Genomic DNA, 20,901 nt, shown 5'->3' on the forward strand with positions numbered 1-20,901 from the left:
GCTTATTTTTTACCGGCCAACTGCCCGCAGGCCGCATCGATATCTTTGCCTCTCGACCGACGGACATTCACAATCATCTTCTTACTCTCCAAAAATGCCGTAAACTTAGCCAACGCATCCGCCTCCGCATTCACAAAATCCGCCTGCTTAATCGGATTGTACTCAATAATATTAATCTTACAAGGCAAATGACGCGCGAATTCATACAACTCCTTCGCATCTTCTACTGAATCATTGAACTTGTTAAACATGATATACTCCAGCGTAATCTCATTCTCCGTCTTCTCGTAAAAATACCGCAAAGCCTCCGAAAGGGCCTCCAATGTATTCGACTCGTTGATCGGCATAATGCGATTCCGCTTCTCATCATTTGCCGCATGTAATGACAGTGCCAAATTAAACTTTACCTGATCATCTCCCAACTTCTTGATCATCTTCGCAATTCCAGCCGTTGAAACCGTAATCCGACGAGATGCCATCCCCAAACCTTCCGGCGAAGTAATCATCTCAATCGAAGCTAACACATTGGCATAATTCAATAAGGGCTCCCCCATCCCCATATAAACAATATTGGTCAAAGGAATCCCATATTTCTCCTGCGCCTGATCACGAATCAACACCACCTGATCATAAATCTCAAATGCCTCCAAATTCCGCTTCCGATCCATGTAACCTGTCGCACAAAAGCTGCAGGTCAATGAGCATCCCACCTGCGACGAAACACAAGCAGTCATACGCTCACGCGTCGGAATCAACACCCCCTCAATCAAATGTGCATCATGTAAGGCAAAACTTGACTTAATCGTCCGGTCCGTACTCACCTGCATCTCCGCAGTCGTCACACATTGTAAATCAAATTCAGTCTCCAACCACTCACGAGTTGTTTTTGGAATATTCGCCATGGCTTCAAACGAGCGCACCGACTTTTTCCAAATCCACTCATACACTTGTTTGGCACGAAACGCAGGCTCCCCGTGCTGAAGCATTTCCTGCTTCAACGCATCCAAACTCAAATTCCGTATCGCCCGTTTCTTCAATTCCATCTATTTTTTCAATAATTCGCCTACCTTCACTGAAATCGCCTTCCCATCTGCTAAACCGGCTAATTGCTTCGAAGCAGCACCCATCACCTTGCCCATATCAGCTGGGCTCGTAGCGCCAACAGCCGCAATGATTTCGGCAATGCGCGTCGTTAGTTCCTCTTCAGATAATTGTTTGGGTAAAAACTCTTCGATAATTGATAATTCCGCTTGTTCTTTCTCCGCTAAATCCGGACGATTTTGATTTACATAAACATCCAATGAATCTTTGCGTTGCTTTGCAGCCTTCATTAAAATCTTCATTTCTGCATCTGCCGATAGGCCATCTGCATTCGAGCCCGAAGTCTCCTCGAGTAAAATCATCGATTTAATCGCACGTAACGCACGTAAACGATCTGCATCTTTTGCACGCATCGCATCTTTGATGCCTGCCTCAATTGTTTCTTTTAAAGCCATGTTATTGATTGATATGAGCCAAAACTCCTTCTAAAAATTCGCGGTGATTACTCAAACGAGGCACCTTGTGTTGACCCCCTAATTTACCACGACTCCGCATCCAGCCATAAAATGTTCCTGCCGGCGCTTCATGAATTTTAGGGGACCCCAAAACCAAATCATAAGAACGTTTCGCATCATAATCCGAATTGTTCGCACGCAAGGTTTCATCCAACACAACCGCAAAGGTACGCAAATCTTTTGGCGCACGCGAAAATTCAATCACCCATTCGTGACTTCCGCGTTTTCCACCATCCATATAAGCCGGTGCCGCCGTATAATCCTTGATTTCCGAATCAGTCGCCCGACAAGCCGCCGCAACAGCCTGCTCCGCATTTTCAATGATTAATTCTTCTCCAAATGCATTAATAAAATGCTTGGTTCTTCCCGAAATCTTTACCCGATAGGGACTCAATGACGTAAATCTTACCGTATCTCCAATCTTATACCTCCACAAACCCGAATTCGTCGTAATCACCACGGCATAATTCACTCCCAACTCAACCTGCTCCAAAGGAACAATCGAGTCATGCTCCTCCCCCTTTTCACCCATCGGGATGAATTCATAAAAAATGCCATAATCCAACATCAATAGCATTTCATCGGGTTTATTCAAATCATCCTGAATGCCAAAAAAACCTTCTGATGCATTATAAATCTCCAAGAATCTTACTTCCGAAGAGGGGAAAATATGCGTTTGAAATAATTCCCGATAAGGTCCAAATGCGACCGCACCATGAACCAAAAATTCAAAATTTGGCCAAACTTCCAGAATAGATTGTTTACCCGTTATTTCCAAAATCTTCTCGATCAACACCAATGTCCACGTAGGAACGCCTAAAATACTCGTCACATTTTCCTGTGATGTCTCCAGCGCCATCTTCTCAATCTTCTGATCCCAATCGCCCATTAATGCGACGTCCAACGAGGGCGTCCGAATCATCTGTGCCCAAATAGGCAAATTCTTCATCACCACTGCAGAAACATCCCCCATCAACATACTCGAATTCATGGAATCCGAAGTTAAACTTCCTCCAATCGAAAGGCCTTTGCCTTCAAAAATCTTCGTCTCGGGCTTATTTTGAATCAATAGCGTAATCATGTCCTTCCCGCCCATCATGTGACACTCTTCCAAGGATTCCTTTGAGACAGGAATAAACTTACTCCGGGCATTTGTGGTTCCCGACGATTTAGAAAACCAGTTAATCGGCGAAGACCATAAGACTTGCTGTTCCCCTTGCATCATCCGCTCGATGTAGGGAAAAAGCTCTTCATAGGTTGAAATGGGTACCCTTTGGCGAAAAGTCTCATACGAGTTAAAATCCTCATATCCGTATTTCTTTCCCCATTCAGTTTCTCTTCCCTCCGTAATTAATCGACGCAATCCATCAAATTGCAAATCCAAGGGCCGTTCATAAATTGCCTCAATCCGCGGCATCCGCCGCTTCATAAACCACAATAAAGTCTCGTTAAACAAGGACATAATTATTAATGAATCTTGGGCGCGCGATTTGGATAGTCGGTAATGATTCCATCAACACCCATGGCTACAAACTGCTTCATTTGGTCCGTGGTATTAATCGTCCATGGAATCACCTGCATGCCTTTGGCGTGACAAAACTGAATCATTTCTTCCGACAAATATTGATAACTAGAACTGTAAATCGATGGGATGAACCCCAAGGTATCCAATACAAATTGTGGCTTTTCAGATTCCACTAGGGCCGATAAGCGCACTTCCGGATAGGTTTGGTGATAATAGGCCAATACTGACATGTCGAAACTTTGCAAAATCACAAATTCATTCGCCACAGATTGACGAATCTGCCCCTGCACCACATCAGCAAACTCCTTCACCGTTGCCGGTTGGGATTTACCATATTCCCCTGGCTCCGACTTGATCTCAATGTTATAATAGACTGCTTCACCTGTTTGCTTGCGAAACGCCTCACCCATTGCGAGAACTTCGGCAAGCAGAGGTTTGTAAGTTGGCATTGCCTTTTGCTCCAAAAACAAGCTATTTCCTCGCTTTCCCACATCAAATCGTTTGATCTCCGAATAGGGCATTTGGTATAAATTCAAGGACGATTCTTCCGATCGAATGACAGCTTCTCCCGAAGGATGGCTCGCATACCGCGCATTCATATAGGGTTCATGACTCACGACCACTTTGCCATCGGCAGACAAGACGACATCCATTTCCAACACGCGCACACCCAATTCCAGCGCATGCGCAAAAGCAGGCAAAGAATTCTCTGGGAATAATCCCCGACAACCGCGGTGACCTTGAATAAATGGAATTTGTGCCATGATAGAAGTGCTAAACAAGATTAAAACAATGAGAATTTTCATCCTATTTTTTCATTTGTTGCTTTTTCGCCAAGGCCGCATTAACTCGCTTGTACAAGTCGATAAAATCCTGAGGCTCTTGAACATATTCTGCAAAGCTTTTGGCAAAACGAGTAGAATCAACCCCGTGACGTTTTAACGTGGCCCGCTCCAATTGATTATAAAGGATAACCGAGGTATCCACGCTGACGATATTCAATGCGCTAATTTTCCCTTCATCCAAATGAATATCGGCCAAAATATCGGCCATTTGATCCTCAGGAAGTCGATTCGTGGGCTTCGAATCTGAGCATGCCACACAGGCCAACAAGAGAATTGTGATATAAAATCGCATAAATCAAATTTGATACAAATTAGAAAGCTTTTCTCGCTTTTCATCCAAAGTGCTCAAAAAATCGGTAATTTAGCAAGATTCTAAAGCTAAATTTCGGCAAAAAGAAGTGGATATTCGATCATTCCTTACTCATATTGTGCAATTGGAAATTCGCATTCGTAAAGCGATAAACACGCAAATGCACGGCAACTTTTCCTCTATTTTCAAGGGGTCAGGCTTGGAATTTAGTGACCTGAGACAATACCATTATGGCGATGATGTACGCCACATCGACTGGAATACAACCGCGAAAGGGCATGGCACATTTGTAAAATTATTCAAGGAAGAGAAAGAACAAACCGTCTTTTTCTTGTTGGACGTTAGTGCCTCTCAACTCGTGGGCAAACGAAATAAGAGCAAACTTAACACCCTAAAGGAGGTAGCAGGCGTACTCGCTTTCTCCGCTATGCAAGAAGCAGGGCATATTGGTTTTTGTGCCTATTCCGACCAAAATGAGAAATTCATCGCCCCAGGTGCTGGCAAAAAACATGGATACAAAACCATTTCTGAAATTTTTAAATTGGCTCCATTAGCCTCAGGTACGGATTTAAAAGCTGGACTAAAATTCACGCTACAAGCATTGAAACGTAAGAGTTTGGTTTTTGTCTTATCAGACTTCATCGACGAAAATTATGAGGATTTACTTCGTGCATTAGCTCAAAAGCATGATTTGGTCGTTGTTCACCTACAAGATAAACTAGAGACGGCATTACCTAAAATGGGCATCATTCCTGTTTATGATCCTGAACGTAAGCAAACCACTTGGATGAATACCTCAGCTAGTACATTTCGCGAATTATTAAAAGCAAACAATAGTGATTACACACAATTAAAAAACCAATGCAAGCAATGGCAGGCGGATTACGTAGCCATTCCTGCCGGCGAAGACTTTGTGCCTGCCTTAGTGAAACTTTTTAATGTGAGAAAATGATACAGCAAGGACAAGCCATTCGTGTACTAGGTCGTTTTTTAGAGGATTCTGCCAAAATTGGGCAAGATATTCATTATGTGTTACGGGTATCACATTCGCCCCAACAGGAAATCTTTTTCCCAAGTATCAATCATGCTTTTGGCGTATTTAAGCCCATTAAAAAAGATTATTACCCAACAAAAACAAGTAGCAAAAACATAAGTATTGATTCGGCGGTGTACACATTTCGCCAATTTCAAATTCAGGATTTTCAGACCTTACGCATCCCCATCGCGGTTCAAACCGAGTTAGACTGTACCCTTGTATCGCCCTCACAAGACACCATTTATCTGAAGCGTTTAATGCCCAATGCGAAGGAAATAAAAATCGATTCATTAATACAATCCATCCCCATCAGTCCATTAAAGCCCAAACCTGATGTTCGAAACTTGACCCTTGGGGCGATCACCGTGCTCATTGCCATCGGGCTTATTTATTGGTTATTGGGGAATCGGATCCGACAAGGCATCAAACTTTACTTACTTTGGAGGAAAAACCTAGAATTTAGACGTGCTTACCAGCGGCTTATGCGGAACATTTCAAATTCATCGAAAGGTTTACAGAATTTAGAGAATGCAACTGCGCTTTGGAAAAATTATTTGGAAAAACTGACTGACATTCCATTTGCCACCTTCACAACGACAGAAATGGTTGATAACCTACCTGACAAGCGCTTGGAAAAGACATTACAGGAAGTAGATTCAGCCATTTATGGAGGTAATTTTTCGGCAAAAACCCTCGAAGCCATTAAAGTTTTGCTCGAAATTGCAGAAACCGTTTACATGCAAGAACGGGCAAAAATTAATCAAGAAGTCAAGCGATCATGAAATTCAACCTCTTTTATTCTTGGCATCAAGTAAAATCTATTTTTTCCTATTCCTGGGAAAATACAATATTTCTTTATCTCATTCCATTACCCCTGCTGATCATTCTTATTCGACTATTAGTCAAAAGAAAGAACCAGTCTCGTGTCGTCTTATCATTCAAAGCCCCATTTAAACAACACAAATTAACCCGCATCTTAACCTTTTTGCCAGACACTGTCTTGAGCCTTTGCATGATATCGCTCATCGTTGCACTTGCAGATCCCTATAAGTCCATTTACCACACGCGGATACAACAAGAAGGAGTAGACATTGCCATAGGCCTGGATGTTTCCTCATCCATGTTAAGCAAAGATGTACAGCCTTCACGATTAGCCGTTGCAAAACAAACGGCTCAAGCCTTCATTGCAGGACGGAAATTTGACAAAATTGCGCTCGTTGCTTTTGCCGGAGCCCCCTATTTATCGAGCCCAATTACGGCAGATAGTAGCTTTTTATCGTTTTCACTCCGCGCGCTATCTCATGAACAAGTTGCAGAAGAAGGGACAGCTTTAGGCGATGCTTTAGGGATGTGCATCAACCAAATTCGAGAAGAAGCTAATCCTAAAAAAATCATTATTCTCATCAGTGATGGGAATAATACAGCGGGTAATTTAGACCCATTAACATCCGCAGAATTAGCAAAAACTTTTAAAATTAAAGTATATACAATTGCTGTAGGAAGCACAAAAGCTAGCCTAGATCCCGTAGATGAAAGTACGCTTCGGATGATTGCCCAACAGGCAAATGGTCGCTTTTATCGTGCTAGGGACAAACAAACATTACAAGCCATTTTCCGTGAAATTGATATCATGGAAAAATCTCGAAAATTACTCATCCAAGAAGTGGAACATAAATCCGCAGCCCAAGTATTTTTCCAATTGGCCTTTTTCCTATTCTTCATCAATCTACTCCTGAAAGTTCTAGGAATCAGTAACACCTTAGAAGACTAATTATGATCTTATTTCCAAATGCCAAAATCAATTTGGGGCTTTATGTTACCGAAAAAAGAACGGATGGTTTTCACAATCTATCCACGTGTTTCTATCCTGCGCCATGGTCAGATATTTTAGAAATCACGCCGAGCAGCACCTTTGAATTCAGCACATCGGGATTAGCGATTTCGGGAACATTGGAATCTAATTTATGCTACCGAGCATTTATGCTCTTAAAAGAGGCTTTCAACATAGCCCCTGTTCATATTCATCTACATAAAGTTATCCCCATGGGAGCAGGCTTAGGAGGCGGATCATCCGATGCGGCATTTACACTAATGGGACTTCGGGATATGTTCAAACTTCCCTTGACGAATGAAGATTTAATCCCTTATGCTCAAAAATTAGGAAGTGATTGTGCCTTTTTCTTATTCAATCAAGCACAGTTGGGTTCTGAAAAAGGAGATGTTCTCGCCACGATTGACCTGACATTAACAGGAAAGTTTTTGGTGATGGTTTACCCCAATTTTGGCATATCGACGCAAGAAGCCTATGCCGGAATTAAGCCTAAAAAAGCCCGTAAAAACTGGGAGAAGCAATTAACAAAACCCTTAGAAACATGGAAAGAGACCATTTCCAATGATTTTGAAAATAGTCTCTTCCCTGCTTATCCACAATTAGCGAATATCAAAAATGAATTATATGCCCTAGGAGCACAATACGCGGCGATGAGTGGCTCAGGCTCGACAATCTTTGGTTTATTTGATCAAGAGGTCAAACTGCCTGAAAGTTGGAAAGCCTTTCAAACCTGGTCGGGCCAATTGCCTTAGTCTTTCGCAAAAATAGCCTCCAAAGCTGATGCCCCCTGAATAACAACTTTTCCTTCAGGCAATTCTTTCGTAGGTCTAATTCCCACCCACTCCATATCAGCGCTTCGGATCTCCACCGGAATTTGTGCCATCGTACCATCTGTTTTCTCAACATAAATGTAGCCTCCTTTGCCCACGCGTGCCAAGCCCGCTTGCGGAATGCTCAAAACCTTTTGTTCGCCTACTTGAATGATAGCATTGACAAATTGGCCTACGGTAAACTTTTGCTCATCCGCGTCAATCGTAAAATGACCATGAACAGGTGTCAGGCGTGTATTCATATCCACTTGCTTGCCTACTAAGAATACTTTCCCCGTCGATTTGTTGCCGTCACCCTCAAATTGAATGGTTTGGCCTATTCTAAGTTTAGCGAGATCTCGCTCAAAAACCTTTAGTTCCACATGCTTGTGCGCTACGCCAACAATCTTAACCAGAACATCCGTTGGCGTAATGTATTTGCCTATCGCCAAAGATTGATCCTGAATAAAGCCATCAATAGGTGACTTCAGCGTCAGGTTCGAACTCATTTTCCCTTGCGCCAAAGCTTGCATATCACAACCTAAAATTTCCAATTTCATCGCTAATGCACGAGAAATCGCTTGTAGATTCCCTAATTCCGCCTCAGCTTGTTGGAATTTCTTTTTTGAACCAACCTCCTCTTGCTGCAATACTTGCTGCCGCGAACGTTCACTTGTCAACAAATTCATTTGGCTTTGTGCTTGCAGATATTCTTGTTGCATCTGAATGTAATCCATGCTTGTGATGGTGGCCAATACCTGCCCTTTAGAGACCTGCTTACCGGGCAAAACCTCAATCGTAGACTTGACATAACCCGCAATAGGCAAGGATACCGAAGCCAATGAAATAGGGGGAACGTCCACTAGACCTGTACAGAATACACTTTCGGCCATCGATTTTTCTTCCAATGTCCCGAACTGAATGCCAGCATTTTGCTTTTGCTCGGCTGTCAATTTAATGGCAGTACTAACTGCGCTTGTTTCCGTGGCTTTTTCTTTTCCACAGCTGGCCAACAAAATGACCAATGATAATGCGATTAACTTATTCATTTCCTAAGATGGTTTCGATTTGTACGATTGACTGATTATAAGCCAATACTTCTTGTAAATATTGTTCACGAATTTGCCAAGCCTGCTGCGTGTTTTGCAACATCTCCACATATTCAATTTCACCCTGTTGGTAACTTTTCAAGGCGGTTAATTCCAACCATGCCGCTTGTGCTAAGCCGGTTTGTTGGTAATAATTAATCCCATTTAAATGCTTTTCCAAAAGCGTGAACTGACTTGATAATTCCGCACTGAGCTGCGCAATTCCTTGTTCTTTTTGACTAGCTAGGAACAACTCATTGCTTTCTGCCGCCTTGACTCTAGCCTTTTGTGCTTTGGCAAAAATGGGAATGGAGATCCCCGCTTGGATAAAATTTTGCCCCGCGTAATTTTCAATACTTTGCGTAACAGCTCCTACTCTTATGTCGGGCAAGAGCTTGTGACGTTCTACATCCGTCAACAATTTTCCGTGTTGAATTTGTTCGTCGAACAACTGAATGGCCGGCATAGAGGCAATATCTTTCCCTTTTTGTAGGGTCATTGTGATAGGCTCGTCTCCTTGAATTTCAAAAGGGTTGGGGTGATTCGTCCAATAAGCGAGTTGGGCATAATTGGCCTTCATATCCAAGCTCAAAGCAGCTTGTTTTTGTTGGAATTCACGCAAGCGTGCCTCCGCAGCAACAAATTCCAATTTCCCCGTTTCCCCTTCCTTATACTTCAAACTTGCCGCTCGGCGCATTTGAACATATAAACTATCTTGTTGCTTTAGAAAGGCCGCTTGTTTTTGTTGGACAAGCAATTGATAATAATACCATTTCACACTCGCCGCAACGAGACTTTTGGTTACGGCTAAACGCTTTTCAGCAATCATTTTTTGTGAGCTCAAAGCTTTCACCTGTGCTTTCAATAAGGACGGCCAAGGAATACTTTGGTTAGCCATGACCGTGTAGTCTTGACTAAAGTAAGTTTGCGTTTTGCCATATTGAAAATCAAGTGTCCCCTTGGGAAGTTCACGACCTGTGGCAATGAGCGCATCAGCCGTTTGAACCTCCAAACCTCCCGAGCGAATCAAACTGTTCTTTTGCAACGCCTCTGCTACACACTGATTCAAACTTAACTTAGGGGTTTGTGCTTGAGCGTTTGATAGGCCTAATCCTAATAAGAATAAAACCAGTAAAGCACTTGTTGCTTTTCGTTCTTTTCTACCCATCAAAATCGAATAAACCACCGGAATCACAACCAAGGTTAAAAAAGTCGCTGTGATCAATCCTCCGATCACGACAGTTGCCAAAGGTCTTTGCACCTCCGCACCTGGCGATGTACTTAGCGCCATCGGCAAGAAACCTAAGGAGGCAACAGCTGCCGTCATAATAACAGGGCGGAAACGCAAGGCTAGGCCTTTTTGTAATCGCTCCTCAACGGATAGGCCTTCATTTGCCAACTGCTTAAAGAAGGATAATAGCACAATTCCATTCAGCACCGCGACACCAAACAAGGCGATAAAACCAATGCCCGCTGAAACGGAGAAAGGCATTCCTCGCAACCATAATGCCCAAATTCCACCGATTGCCGATAAAGGGATGGCCAAATAAATAATAGAGGCTTCTAGAAAGGATTGGAAGGTAAAAAACAAGAGCACGAAGATTAAGACCAAGGCTATAGGCACAACGAGGGCCAACCGGGATTTCGCGGCTTGTAAATTTTCAAAGGTTCCTCCATAGGTCACATAATAACCTGCAGGCAATACCACTTTTTCTTTCATGACTTTTTGAATATCCGCCACAACACTTTCCACGTCGCGATTTCGAACATTGATTCCAATCGTAATTCTGCGGTGCGTATCATCGCGAGAAACCTCTACAGGTGCGTTTTCAAAATCAACCTCAGCTACCTCTTGTAATGGAATCTGCCCTCCATTCGGTAGCTCAACATACAATTCGCGGAGATTTTGGATGTCTTGTCGGTGCAAGGAATCCATCCGTACAACCAAATCAAATCGCTTTTCTCCCTCCATCACAATTCCAGCCGTTTCACCAGCAAAAGTTGTTTTAATCAATTGGTTAATCGCCTGAACATTCAGTCCATATTGAGCTAATTTAGTCCGATTAAATTTCACGACCAATTGAGGGATACCGTCAATCTGCTGCACTTTGATATCGCCTACCCCATCAATTTTGCGAATGTGTCGTGCAGCATCCGTGGCATGCTCGAACAACAATCCTAAATCTTCCCCGAAAATCTTGATCGCGATATCTGACTTAACTCCCGCGATTAATTCATTAAAACGCATTTGAATCGGTTGGGTAAATTCGAAATTAACCTCTGGAAAAACATTTAAGGCTTCATCCATTTTCGCTTCTAACTCTTCAGGACTATGCGCTTTTTTCCATGCTGAAGGCTCTTTCAAAATGATTAACAAATCGCAAGCATTAATTCCCATGGGATCCGTAGGTATTTCAGATGCTCCAATACGAGAAACAACTTGCTTGATTTCATCCGGAAATTGCTTCATCAATAGTTTTTGAGCCTCTGTGTTGACATGAATACTTTGACTCAAGGATGCGTTGGTTGGTAAGACAACCTCCACCGCAAAATCTCCTTCATTCAATTCTGGAATAAATTCTCCCCCCAAGGTCGTAAATAAACCAATACTTCCTACAAGCAGCACAGAAGATAGTATCACAATGAGTTTGGGTTTGCTCAATGCCCAGTCGACCATCGGTTTATAACGACTAAACATCGCATTCATAATTCGATCTGCAATCGTCACTTTGTGGTCAATCTTTTTGCTTAAAAACAAAGCAGATGCCATGGGCACGTAGGTTAGGGAAAGAATCAATGCTCCTACAATGGCAAAACTCACCGTTTGAGCCATCGGTCTAAACATTTTTCCTTCAATTCCCCCCAATGCCATGATGGGGAAATACACGATCAAAATGATGATGACGCCAAAAGCTGCCGACTGGAATATCGCTTTGGCAGAAATTCCCACCTCTTCATCCATCTCATGTTGCGAAAGGACTTCGCCCTTCTTGTGCGCATGGAGTCGGTGAATAATGGACTCGACAATAATGACGGCACCATCCACAATCAATCCAAAGTCAATGGCCCCTAAGCTCATTAGGTTGGCCGAAACCCCAAAAATGTGCATCATCGCAAAGGCGAAAAGCAAACACAAGGGAATTACAGACGCCACAATTAAACCTGCACGGAAATTACCAAGCAATAAGACCAAGATGAAAACGACGATTAATCCTCCTTCGATTAGATTCTTTTCAACTGTGGAAATGGCCTTGCCGATTAGAACGCTACGATCCAAAAAAGGAACGATTTTTATCCCTTGTGGCATCGTTTTCTGAATTTCTTCCATGCGGACTTTCACATCTTGCACAACCTCATTCGCGCTGGCTCCTTTGAGTAATAACATCACCGCACCGACCACTTCACCCTCTCCATTTCGTGTCATGGCACCGTATCGAACCGCTTTGCCGAACTGAACCGTCGCAACATCCTTCACACGAATGGGCGTTCCGGCAGGGCCTCTTTGATCTACCACGACATTCTCTACATCAGCTAGGCTCGCGAGCATACCTTCCGTTCGGATGAAATACACATCGGTCCCTTTTTCGAGGTAACTACCCCCTGAATTGGAATTGTTGTTTTCTAAGGCGGTAAAGATTTGATTGACCGTCACATGCATGGCACGAAGCCTTTCAGGATTAACCGCAACTTCGTATTGCTTCAAATTTCCTCCAAAAGAAGAAACCTCCACAACGCCAGGAATTCCTAATAATTGGCGCTTAACTATCCAATCTTGGTATGTCCGCAAATCTGCGAGTGAATATTGATCCTTAAATGCGGGATCCACTTCTAAGGTGTACTGAAAGAACTCACCAAGACCTGTTGTAATTGGGGCCATCTCGGGAACGCCGGCACCTCGCAGTAAATACGGTTCTGCCCCCTTAAGCTTTTCAGAAACTTGTTGGCGCGCCACTTCCATGGCGACGGCATCATCAAAAACAACGGTAATGATGGACAATCCCATACGCGAAACGGAACGAATTCCTTTGACGTTTGGAATAGTCCGCAACGATATCTCGAGCGGATAGGTGATGAATTTCTCTACTTCGGAAGCTGCGAGTGCGGGCGATTGCGTGATGACCTGCACTTGATTCGAAGTGATGTCCGGAAGGGCATCGATAGGCAACTTACTAAGGGAATAGCCTCCCCAAAATAATAGCCCTAAGACAAATAAACCGACAACCAATTTGTTGCGGATACTGAATGAAATGATGGAATTAATCATAGTGTATTATTACGTAAGAAAATTGAAAAACAATCTTCTTATGCCCGGGGAGGCGCAATTAATACACGTTCCAATGAAAATTGGTATTGATTTTCCCAAAACGTTCGTAAACGGCGAATCGCTAATAAAACGAATGGAATCAGTAAGAGTAATTGAAAAACAGGAAGCACAAAACCCGCGGTACCCGAGAAATCAAAATGCGGCAAACTAGGATGTTTGGTCGTTTTGTTGTGCTTAGAATCTGCGGCATAATGCATCCAAAGGAAATCGATGAAGCGGAAGGTAGCGCCGGAGATTTTTTTGTGATCTTGAAAATGTTTGAGTAGTTCATTCGCTTTAAAAGATTGCTCCAAGCCCACTTTGGGAATAAGACTCCCAGAGAAGAAAAGCATGAACAAGAAAAAAGCGATTACATTTTTCATCTCTCAAATGTAGAAAAAATTCGAAATTTATTGGATATTTATGGGCTCAATTTATTTAAACAATTGAGAATTAGGCCAAACCCTCCTGAGGAGGGGAAAAATTATGGATGAAATAAATCTTTTGTGGCATCAATTAACTGATTCAGAAACAATCATTCGCTCCGGCCTTTTTGTTATCACCTGCATCGTATTTGCTGAAAATGGCTTGTTTTTCGCCTTTTTCCTTCCAGGGGACTACCTATTATTCCTCACAGGAGTATTTGGAGGAACTGGTGTCTTGAAAGAACCTTTGACGACCATTTTATTAAGTATCTTTTTAGCTGCCGTTCTGGGATCCTTGCTTGGCTACCTTGTCGGGCGATTCTTCGGAAAATCCCTTCAGCGAAGGCCCGATAGCCTTTTCTTCAAAAAGAAACATTTAGATTCCACCCGTGAGTTTTTCGAAAAATATGGTTTTATGGCTTTAGTCATCAGTCGATTTCTCCCAGTCGTTCGTACGTTTACGCCCATTTTAGCTGGAATAAGCCACATGGCTTGGTACAGTTTTATTCTATTGAATTTAGTTGGCGGCGCCATGTGGGTAGGATTATTGGTTGCCGGCGGATATTACATGGGACAATACTTCCCTTGGATCATCAATTATGTTCAATACATCATATTATTTTTCCTAGGGATTACGACATTTACCCTGATCAAGGGCTATTTGAAATTACGCAAATGATTGAACAATTTGGATATGTAGCTGCTTTCCTCCTGGCAGGTATCGCCTTTTTGGGTTTGGTGCTAAAGCTTGCGAGTTTTATTCGACCCAACCGACCGAATGTAGAAAAACTAAGCACCTACGAGTCCGGCGAAGAACCTGTGGGCAATGCAAATACGCGCTTCAATCCACGTTTCTACGTAATTGCACTACTCTTTGTTCTATTTGAAGTTGAACTAATTTTCCTTTTCCCTTGGGCCGTTGTTTTCAGCAACAAAACACTACGTGCCATTCCAAACTGGTCTGCTTATGCCTTGTGGGAAATGTTTTTGTTTGTTGGGATTCTAAGCCTAGGCCTCGCATTTGCTTGGAGACGTGGATACCTCAATTGGGAAAAACCCGTTCAAGAATTAAAGGATATCGAAAGTCCTATTCCAGAAAACGCTTACCAGCGATATAAAAAGAATTAAAAAGCAGGATCTACACTGTAAACCTTATTCCTGAATTTCAGCGCTAACACCAGCTCGTGAGAGCCAAGGGATGTTTTCATCGGACCATTTGAATGAGTCTCATAAGAATAGGTCATATTAATTTGTTGGCTTATGTGCATCCCAAACATTAAACCAATGGCTTCATTGTGGCGATAAGTCGCACCCGCCCAAATCGCATCATTAAAGGTCACGCGCATATTGGCCTCCATCCCTAATGAAACCCCTTTCATATACTTCACCAATAAGGAAGGAGAATAGGTCCAAAACTCTCCGGACTTAATTTCCATACCTGTTTGGAAGAAGATATTGGGTGCTGTGCTTCCCAACAAGAGTGCTTGATAGGTTTCGGCCTTATCCGGATTCATTAGTTTTCTCGATAAGGTATCAGAACCGTCGCTCGACCGGAGGTAGCTGAAGCTATCAAAAATGAGTTGATTAGCCGATAATCCCATGTAAAAATTACGATTGTAATAAAGCATGCCCACATTGACCAGGGATTGTCCCCCTGAAACTTGACCACTTGGGGTAAGGGATGGCAAATTTTGATCTTGATACATGATGAAAGGATCACCGGGATCTTTCACGTTAAATCCCGTCATGTTCAACGTGCGGAAATAATATCCTGCCGTGGCACCTACCGCGATTTTGTTTTCCCCTCCTACGGAAAGATGATAGGCATAGGTTCCTGCGAGTGAATTACTTGTCAGTCCCCCTATTTGATCCGAATATGCTTGAATACCGATGCCTTGATGAAAGCCGCTACGTTTGGTCTTTTGGCGGATATAAGTGGGCGAAAAGTTTCTACGTATCGTTTTCGACATGAAAGGCGTACGACCGGTGGACGTGCGGTCCGATTTATCTAAGGCCAAATTTGCGGTCACATAGGCCGTTTTATTTGCTGTATTTAGCCCAGTCCATTGCGTACGGAATCCTGATTTAATGTCTATATAATCCTCAAAACCCGCAAAGGCAGGATTATAAACATATTTATTCATCATAAACTGCGTAAACTGGGGCGTTTGCTGCGCAAAGCCTACAAAAGTTAGCATGAAGAATAAAAGGAAAATTAAAAATCTCATTCGATTGGTATAGAACCACAAATTTCGCTTAAATATATTTAATTTCGTTCGAACTTTCCGGAAATCTATGGGGTTTTTACGGAATGGTTACCAACATAAAAGGCCAATGCAAACTCAAACTTATCCGCTCGATCAAATAAATGGCTTCGGTAAACTGCTAAAAAACTATTTAGCGGGTGATTCAGCATTAAAATCCTTGTATGGTAATGCACCAACCCTCGCTTCTTTCCAGGCACAAATCGATTCTAAAAAATCAGTTAACAGGTCGCTGTTAGTTGAAGTATTAACAGATCAATACCAAGGGCTATCCAATAGCCCCAATATCAATAGTTTAGCAGATTCAAACACGTACACCGTTACCACAGGCCATCAACTGAACTTATTTACGGGACCACTTTATGTGATTTTCAAAATCGTCTCTACGATAAATCTAGCGAGACAACTGAAAAAGGCCTATCCCAAATACAATTTCGTTCCAGTCTACTGGATGGCATCCGAGGATCACGACTGGGATGAAATCAACCATTTGCACTTATTTGGCAAGAAAATCCAGTGGGATACTGAACAAAAAGGGCCTGTTGGGCGCTTTGAAATTTCAGGCTTGAACAGCATTTGGTCAGAATTGCCAAGCGGCATTCCTGTTTTCAAAGAAAGCTATGCTGATGCGAAAAACTTGGCAGATGCCGTTCGCAAATACATGCATGCGCTGTTTGGACAAGAAGGCTTGATCTGTTTAGATGCGGATGATGCGCGCTTAAAAAGCAGTTTTATTCCAGTTATGGAGGCGGATATACTAGACAATAAACATCTTGCATGCGTTAATGCCAGCAATGATATCTTGACTAATTTGGGCTATAGTCCTCAAATTTATGCGCGTGAAATCAATTTCTTCTACATGCTTGATGGCATGCGGGAGCGGATTGAAAAACAGGGCGATGAATTTAAAGTTCTTAATCAGTCCATTCGATTTAGCGCTGCTAGTTTGCAAGCAGAAATAAAAGCACATCCAGAACGCTTCAGTCCGAATGTTGCTTTGCGTCCTTTATACCAAGAAACTATTTTACCTAATTTAGCCTACATGGGAGGCGCCGCTGAAGTAGCCTATTGGTTCCAATTGAAGGGCATTTTTGATTTGCATCAAACGCCATTCCCGATTTTACTACCTCGTAATTTTGGCATCATCATTCCGCCTTTGGAAGCGGCCCGACTAGAGAAATTGGAATTAAGTATTCCGGATATTTTCCAGGATGAGCGTAGTTTGAGACAACAATTTGTCGACAAGCACACCAAACATGCTTTAGACTTAGGAAGTGAACAAGAGCGCCTGTCCAATCTGATGTCGAAAATTGCCCAAAAAGCACAGGCCATCGACGAAACCTTAGAGGCCTCTGTGTTAGCCGAAGAAACACGCTGGCAAAAAGGGCTTGAGCGGCTAAGTAAGAAAATGCGTAAGGCGGAAGAACGTAACCAAGCTGTAGGTTTAGGCCAAATTCAAGCCATCAAAAATAAACTTTTCCCGGAGGGGAATTGGCAAGAAAGGCACACTAACTTCCTTGAGTTTTACCTCAATTACCCGAATCTGCTCGTGGATTTACTTGCGGTGTTGGATCCGCTGAAGTTTGAATTATTTGTCATGTACTTACCCGAAAAAGATGCCTGAAAAACTTAGTCCTGAGGCGTTTTTAGCGGCTGCGGATCAATATCCTATTTTGGATGTTCGCTCCCCAGAAGAGTACCTGCGTGCACACATTCCTGGTGCCATTTCCTTCCCAATTTTTGATGATGCAGAACGTGCTCGCGTAGGTACAACCTACAAGCAAGTTGGGAAAGACGCCGCGATCGAGCTAGGACTGGAATTCGTAGGGCCTAAAATGGCTCAATGGGTGAAGATGGCTAAGAAACTCGCCGTGGACAATACCATCCTCGTGCATTGCTGGCGCGGCGGCATGCGCTCGGGAAGCATGGCCTGGTTATTTGAGACCGCTGGCTTAAAGGTCAAAATTCTCGTTGGCGGCTACAAAGCCTATCGCAATTATGTCCTAAGCGAATTTGATCGTAAGATTCCTTTCGTGGTTTTAGGGGGGAAAACGGGTAGTGGAAAAACCGATATTTTACTCGAGATGCAAAAGCGCGGTGCCCAGGTCATCGATTTAGAGGGCATTGCTCATCATCGAGGATCCGTATTTGGACATTTGGGATTAGTCCCTCAACCTACGAGCGAACATTTTGAGAACGAGGTTGTCGCGCAGCTCCGAAGATTGGACTACAGCAAGCCCATTTGGATAGAAGATGAAAGTAGGCACATTGGGCAGGTATTTATGCCTTTGGGTTTATATACACAACTTCGTGCAGCACCAATTTTATTTTTGGATATCGCGGCGGAATACCGATTACCTCATTTGGTGGAGGTATATGCCCATTATCCCAAAGAAGCACTTGCCCATGCGGTAGGGAAAATCAAAAAGCGCCTAGGCGGAGATTTCTACAAAAGCGCCATCGAGGCATTAGAAGTAGATGATTTTACCCAGGTAGCTGCGATTACCTTGAATTATTACGACAAGGCCTATGTGCACGGTTTGCATCAGCGAACACCCGAGCAGATTCAAGAAATAGTCATCCATACCTTAGAAACGCAAGCCCAAACAGATGCAGTCATGGCGCATCCCATTTGTCAAACCACATTTTCATAATGCCTATGTTACCTGAAAAATTCCTAGCAGAAATATTGGATCGCCATGTGAATACGGACTCCTTTCCAGCCACATCCGATATTAAAAAACTGTTCACAAAAATTGTGTTGACGCTATTTCCCGAACAGGCGCGTAAACAAATTTGCCAAATTGAAGACTTGCGTTTAGTGTGGGAATCCATCGAAAATGGATTGGAAAGTTTGTTGCATGCCATGGCAGATAAATTACCTGACACGCCACAAAACATTACAACAAGGTACATGGAGCGCATTCCAGGGATTTATCAATTGCTCTTGACGGACGTTGAGGCCATGGTGAATGGTGATCCCGCGGCGACGACAGATTATGAAGTTATTCGTACATATCCGGGATTTTACGCCCTAGCATTTTATCGATTAGCACATGGTTTACACGAAGAAAAAGTACCCTTATTACCCCGCATATTAACAGAATATGCCCATTCCAAAACAGGTATTGATATTCATCCTGGCGCCCAAATCGGTCAATATTTTTTCATGGATCATGGGACTGGGATTGTGATCGGAGAAACTTGTGTGATTGGGAAACGCGTAAAAATCTATCAAGGTGTGACGTTGGGAGCGCTTTCCGTAGACAAGTCGATGGCATCAACTAAGCGACATCCTAGTATCGAAGATGGAGTTGTTATCTATTCCGGTGCTACGATTCTCGGGGGAGACACGGTCGTAGGCGCTAATTCTATCATTGGCGGAAACGTGTGGTTGACACGCAGTGTGGCGGCCAACACAAAAATCTATCATCAAGAAAATCAAAAAATCATTCAAGAATAAGATGGCTGCTTTATTGGATTTGGTGGGCAATACACCCCTCGTTGATTTGAATAAATTGCACAATAACCCCAAGGTTCGCATATTGGGCAAGTTGGAAGGCAACAATCCCGGTGGTTCGGTCAAAGATCGCGCGGCCAAAAACATGATTGAGTCTGCTCTTCAGCGAGGTGAAATCAAACCCGGCATGAAGTTAATCGAAGCAACTTCGGGTAATACGGGAATTGCATTGGCGATGATTGCCCGACTATATGATTTAGAAATCGAATTAGCCATGCCCGCCAATTCTACACGGGAACGCGTATTAACAATGGAAGCCTTTGGGGCAAAAGTTACCCTAACTGAAAGCATCGAATCTGCGCGTGATTATGCCGTGGAAAAAGCTGCATCTGGAACTTATGTTTTATTGAATCAATTTGAAAATCCGGACAACTATTTAGCCCATTACAAAACGACAGGACCCGAGATTTACCGGGATACGCAAGGAAAAGTCACCCATTTTGTCAGTTCCATGGGAACGACGGGGACGATCATGGGAACGTCAATGTATCTAAAGGAACAAAATCCAGCCATTCAGATTGTGGGCTGTCAACCAACAGAAGGTTCGAAAATTCCTGGAATTCGTCGGTGGCCAGAGGCTTACCGGCCGAAAATTTACCAACCGGAACGTGTGGACCGAATCATGGACATTTCGGAAGATGAAGCGACGGCAATGACCCGTCGGATGGCGAAGGTAGAAGGCGTTTTTGGCGGAATGAGTAGTGGGGGCGCCGTGGCAGCGAGTATTCGCTTAGCGAATGAATTAGACGAAGGACTTATTGTATGTATCATTTGCGACCGTGGGGATCGCTATTTGTCGAGCGGATTATTTGGGGAGTAATACACCCATTAATTGATAATGCGTTGGAGACATCCAACGCATCTGTTGGGACCCCTCGATTGAATAGGTCTGTACATGCCCATCCGTAAAATTCATGTGTAATTTTTTGTGCGTTTCGAAAAGAAAATTCTTTTCGTCAATGACAATTTCAACCTTTGCAGGTCTGTCCAACGCATCCAATTGAATGTATAATTTCTTTACGGCTAAGTTTTCATTGGCTTTCAACGAATACCAAACAAATCCATCCTCAGACAGATTATCATAGGCCGAAGCAGCAGCTGGCGTATTCAAGTCGGCATGCAAAAACATCGCCCATTCTTGTTTCCAATCGATCGTTGCGAGTTGCTTTTCTTCCTTTTTCCCGTCCAACAAAATGGTTTTGTGTACTGTTTGCGGATGCTTGCTAAGGGAGTCAATCTGCGCTGTGAGGTATTTCTCCCAAGGGTAAAATACGGGTTTTGTACTTTCTTCAGCAGCAGGTTTACATGCGAAAATCAGGCAAGATAAAAGCAGGAAATAAGAGATTCGGGAAATCAACATAGCTTAAAGGTAAAAAAAATCCTTGACGC

Annotated in this window: 20 protein-coding genes; 10 read left to right on the forward strand and 10 right to left on the reverse strand. The window is 43.1% G+C overall.

What is annotated here, in order from left to right; translation table 11 throughout:
- Positions 1–2 precede the first annotated feature (2 nt).
- The 5 genes from rlmN to V7S75_RS00805 are packed head-to-tail and all read right to left on the reverse strand — an operon-like array spanning position 3 to position 4,218.
- The gene (gene rlmN, locus V7S75_RS00785; RefSeq protein WP_459510790.1) at positions 3–1,043 is read right to left on the reverse strand and encodes a dual-specificity RNA methyltransferase RlmN; all 1,041 of its coding nucleotides are present in this window, start codon (positions 1,041–1,043) and stop codon (positions 3–5) included.
- Positions 1,044–1,496, reverse strand: a complete 453-nt coding sequence (locus V7S75_RS00790) for a GatB/YqeY domain-containing protein (RefSeq protein WP_459510791.1) — start codon at positions 1,494–1,496, stop codon at positions 1,044–1,046.
- A gap of 1 nt (position 1,497) precedes the next feature.
- Positions 1,498–3,018 (reverse strand): GH3 auxin-responsive promoter family protein, encoded by a 1,521-nt coding sequence (locus V7S75_RS00795; protein ID WP_459510792.1) that lies wholly within the window; start codon positions 3,016–3,018, stop codon positions 1,498–1,500.
- 5 nt (positions 3,019–3,023) lie between these two features.
- Positions 3,024–3,887 carry a glycerophosphodiester phosphodiesterase family protein gene (locus V7S75_RS00800; RefSeq protein ID WP_459510793.1) on the reverse strand — a complete coding sequence of 288 codons (864 nt, stop codon included), beginning with the start codon at positions 3,885–3,887 and terminating at the stop codon, positions 3,024–3,026.
- A gap of 1 nt (position 3,888) precedes the next feature.
- Positions 3,889–4,218 carry a DUF4296 domain-containing protein gene (locus V7S75_RS00805; protein WP_459510794.1) on the reverse strand — a complete coding sequence of 110 codons (330 nt, stop codon included), beginning with the start codon at positions 4,216–4,218 and terminating at the stop codon, positions 3,889–3,891.
- A 106-nt stretch (positions 4,219–4,324) separates the two neighbouring features.
- Between V7S75_RS00805 and V7S75_RS00810 the strand changes: the two genes are divergently transcribed.
- From V7S75_RS00810 to ispE, 4 genes are all read left to right on the forward strand, one after another.
- Positions 4,325–5,188 (forward strand): DUF58 domain-containing protein, encoded by an 864-nt coding sequence (locus V7S75_RS00810; protein WP_459510795.1) that lies wholly within the window; start codon positions 4,325–4,327, stop codon positions 5,186–5,188.
- Complete coding sequence (locus V7S75_RS00815) at positions 5,185–6,054, forward strand: hypothetical protein (RefSeq protein WP_459510796.1); 870 nt, start codon at positions 5,185–5,187, stop codon at positions 6,052–6,054. The genes V7S75_RS00810 and V7S75_RS00815 overlap by 4 nt, the downstream gene beginning before the upstream one ends.
- A 230-nt stretch (positions 6,055–6,284) precedes the next feature.
- Complete coding sequence (locus V7S75_RS00820) at positions 6,285–7,043, forward strand: VWA domain-containing protein (RefSeq protein WP_459510797.1); 759 nt, start codon at positions 6,285–6,287, stop codon at positions 7,041–7,043.
- A 2-nt stretch (positions 7,044–7,045) separates the two neighbouring features.
- On the forward strand, positions 7,046–7,855 hold the full coding sequence (ispE, locus tag V7S75_RS00825; protein ID WP_459510798.1) for a 4-(cytidine 5'-diphospho)-2-C-methyl-D-erythritol kinase: 810 nt from the start codon (positions 7,046–7,048) through the stop codon (positions 7,853–7,855).
- Here the strand turns inward: ispE and V7S75_RS00830 are convergent.
- From V7S75_RS00830 to V7S75_RS00840, 3 genes are read right to left on the reverse strand one after another with little or no spacing between them, the layout of a single operon-like run.
- The gene (locus V7S75_RS00830) at positions 7,852–8,961 is read right to left on the reverse strand and encodes an efflux RND transporter periplasmic adaptor subunit (RefSeq protein ID WP_459510799.1); all 1,110 of its coding nucleotides are present in this window, start codon (positions 8,959–8,961) and stop codon (positions 7,852–7,854) included. The two genes, ispE and V7S75_RS00830, sit on opposite strands and share 4 nt — an antisense overlap.
- Positions 8,954–13,264, reverse strand: a complete 4,311-nt coding sequence (locus V7S75_RS00835) for a CusA/CzcA family heavy metal efflux RND transporter (protein WP_459510800.1) — start codon at positions 13,262–13,264, stop codon at positions 8,954–8,956. Before V7S75_RS00835 ends, V7S75_RS00830 begins: the two co-directional genes overlap by 8 nt.
- Positions 13,265–13,302: 38 nt before the next feature.
- A complete protein-coding gene (locus V7S75_RS00840) occupies positions 13,303–13,686 on the reverse strand; it encodes a hypothetical protein (protein WP_459510801.1) in 384 nt (127 codons plus the stop codon).
- Positions 13,687–13,789: 103 nt separating this feature from the next.
- On the opposite strand from V7S75_RS00840, the gene V7S75_RS00845 reads away from it, so the two are divergent.
- Both V7S75_RS00845 and V7S75_RS00850 read left to right on the forward strand, forming a co-directional pair.
- Positions 13,790–14,407, forward strand: a complete 618-nt coding sequence (locus V7S75_RS00845; RefSeq protein ID WP_377974607.1) for a DedA family protein — start codon at positions 13,790–13,792, stop codon at positions 14,405–14,407.
- Positions 14,404–14,856, forward strand: a complete 453-nt coding sequence (locus tag V7S75_RS00850) for an NADH-quinone oxidoreductase subunit A (RefSeq protein ID WP_459510802.1) — start codon at positions 14,404–14,406, stop codon at positions 14,854–14,856. Before V7S75_RS00845 ends, V7S75_RS00850 begins: the two co-directional genes overlap by 4 nt.
- On the opposite strand, the gene V7S75_RS00855 is transcribed toward V7S75_RS00850, so the two are convergent.
- Positions 14,853–15,956 carry a PorP/SprF family type IX secretion system membrane protein gene (locus V7S75_RS00855; protein ID WP_459510803.1) on the reverse strand — a complete coding sequence of 368 codons (1,104 nt, stop codon included), beginning with the start codon at positions 15,954–15,956 and terminating at the stop codon, positions 14,853–14,855. The two genes, V7S75_RS00850 and V7S75_RS00855, sit on opposite strands and share 4 nt — an antisense overlap.
- 106 nt (positions 15,957–16,062) lie before the next feature.
- Between V7S75_RS00855 and bshC the strand changes: the two genes are divergently transcribed.
- The 4 genes from bshC to cysM are packed head-to-tail and all read left to right on the forward strand — an operon-like array spanning position 16,063 to position 20,332.
- Positions 16,063–17,616, forward strand: a complete 1,554-nt coding sequence (bshC, locus tag V7S75_RS00860; protein WP_459510804.1) for a bacillithiol biosynthesis cysteine-adding enzyme BshC — start codon at positions 16,063–16,065, stop codon at positions 17,614–17,616.
- Entirely contained in the window at positions 17,609–18,646 is a 1,038-nt protein-coding gene (gene mnmH, locus V7S75_RS00865) for a tRNA 2-selenouridine(34) synthase MnmH (RefSeq protein WP_459510805.1), read from the forward strand. The genes bshC and mnmH overlap by 8 nt, the downstream gene beginning before the upstream one ends.
- A complete protein-coding gene (locus V7S75_RS00870) occupies positions 18,646–19,455 on the forward strand; it encodes a serine O-acetyltransferase (RefSeq protein ID WP_459510806.1) in 810 nt (269 codons plus the stop codon). Before mnmH ends, V7S75_RS00870 begins: the two co-directional genes overlap by 1 nt.
- Before the next feature lies 1 nt (position 19,456).
- On the forward strand, positions 19,457–20,332 hold the full coding sequence (cysM, locus tag V7S75_RS00875; RefSeq protein WP_459510807.1) for a cysteine synthase CysM: 876 nt from the start codon (positions 19,457–19,459) through the stop codon (positions 20,330–20,332).
- Here the strand turns inward: cysM and V7S75_RS00880 are convergent.
- Positions 20,318–20,872, reverse strand: a complete 555-nt coding sequence (locus V7S75_RS00880; RefSeq protein WP_459510808.1) for a hypothetical protein — start codon at positions 20,870–20,872, stop codon at positions 20,318–20,320. The two genes, cysM and V7S75_RS00880, sit on opposite strands and share 15 nt — an antisense overlap.
- Between the last annotated feature and the right edge of the window lie 29 nt (positions 20,873–20,901).

The organism is Aquirufa sp. TARAVU-A1A (assembly GCF_054558675.1).

What these genes read in the sequence shown, in the direction of transcription:
- ispE (WP_459510798.1), top strand. Translation starts at nt 7,046, where the DNA reads ATGATCTTATTTCCAAATGCCAAAATCAATTTGGGGCTTTATGTTACC.
- V7S75_RS00815 (WP_459510796.1), top strand. Translation starts at nt 5,185, where the DNA reads ATGATACAGCAAGGACAAGCCATTCGTGTACTAGGTCGTTTTTTAGAG.
- cysM (WP_459510807.1), top strand. Translation starts at nt 19,457, where the DNA reads ATGGCTGCTTTATTGGATTTGGTGGGCAATACACCCCTCGTTGATTTG.
- V7S75_RS00800 (WP_459510793.1), bottom strand. Translation starts at nt 3,887, where the DNA reads ATGAAAATTCTCATTGTTTTAATCTTGTTTAGCACTTCTATCATGGCA.
- rlmN (WP_459510790.1), bottom strand. Translation starts at nt 1,043, where the DNA reads ATGGAATTGAAGAAACGGGCGATACGGAATTTGAGTTTGGATGCGTTG.
- V7S75_RS00790 (WP_459510791.1), bottom strand. Translation starts at nt 1,496, where the DNA reads ATGGCTTTAAAAGAAACAATTGAGGCAGGCATCAAAGATGCGATGCGT.
- mnmH (WP_459510805.1), top strand. Translation starts at nt 17,609, where the DNA reads ATGCCTGAAAAACTTAGTCCTGAGGCGTTTTTAGCGGCTGCGGATCAA.
- V7S75_RS00795 (WP_459510792.1), bottom strand. Translation starts at nt 3,018, where the DNA reads ATGTCCTTGTTTAACGAGACTTTATTGTGGTTTATGAAGCGGCGGATG.
- V7S75_RS00850 (WP_459510802.1), top strand. Translation starts at nt 14,404, where the DNA reads ATGATTGAACAATTTGGATATGTAGCTGCTTTCCTCCTGGCAGGTATC.
- V7S75_RS00855 (WP_459510803.1), bottom strand. Translation starts at nt 15,956, where the DNA reads ATGAGATTTTTAATTTTCCTTTTATTCTTCATGCTAACTTTTGTAGGC.
- V7S75_RS00880 (WP_459510808.1), bottom strand. Translation starts at nt 20,872, where the DNA reads ATGTTGATTTCCCGAATCTCTTATTTCCTGCTTTTATCTTGCCTGATT.
- bshC (WP_459510804.1), top strand. Translation starts at nt 16,063, where the DNA reads ATGCAAACTCAAACTTATCCGCTCGATCAAATAAATGGCTTCGGTAAA.
- V7S75_RS00840 (WP_459510801.1), bottom strand. Translation starts at nt 13,686, where the DNA reads ATGAAAAATGTAATCGCTTTTTTCTTGTTCATGCTTTTCTTCTCTGGG.
- V7S75_RS00845 (WP_377974607.1), top strand. Translation starts at nt 13,790, where the DNA reads ATGGATGAAATAAATCTTTTGTGGCATCAATTAACTGATTCAGAAACA.
- V7S75_RS00830 (WP_459510799.1), bottom strand. Translation starts at nt 8,961, where the DNA reads ATGAATAAGTTAATCGCATTATCATTGGTCATTTTGTTGGCCAGCTGT.
- V7S75_RS00870 (WP_459510806.1), top strand. Translation starts at nt 18,646, where the DNA reads ATGCCTATGTTACCTGAAAAATTCCTAGCAGAAATATTGGATCGCCAT.
- V7S75_RS00835 (WP_459510800.1), bottom strand. Translation starts at nt 13,264, where the DNA reads ATGATTAATTCCATCATTTCATTCAGTATCCGCAACAAATTGGTTGTC.
- V7S75_RS00820 (WP_459510797.1), top strand. Translation starts at nt 6,285, where the DNA reads ATGATATCGCTCATCGTTGCACTTGCAGATCCCTATAAGTCCATTTAC.
- V7S75_RS00805 (WP_459510794.1), bottom strand. Translation starts at nt 4,218, where the DNA reads ATGCGATTTTATATCACAATTCTCTTGTTGGCCTGTGTGGCATGCTCA.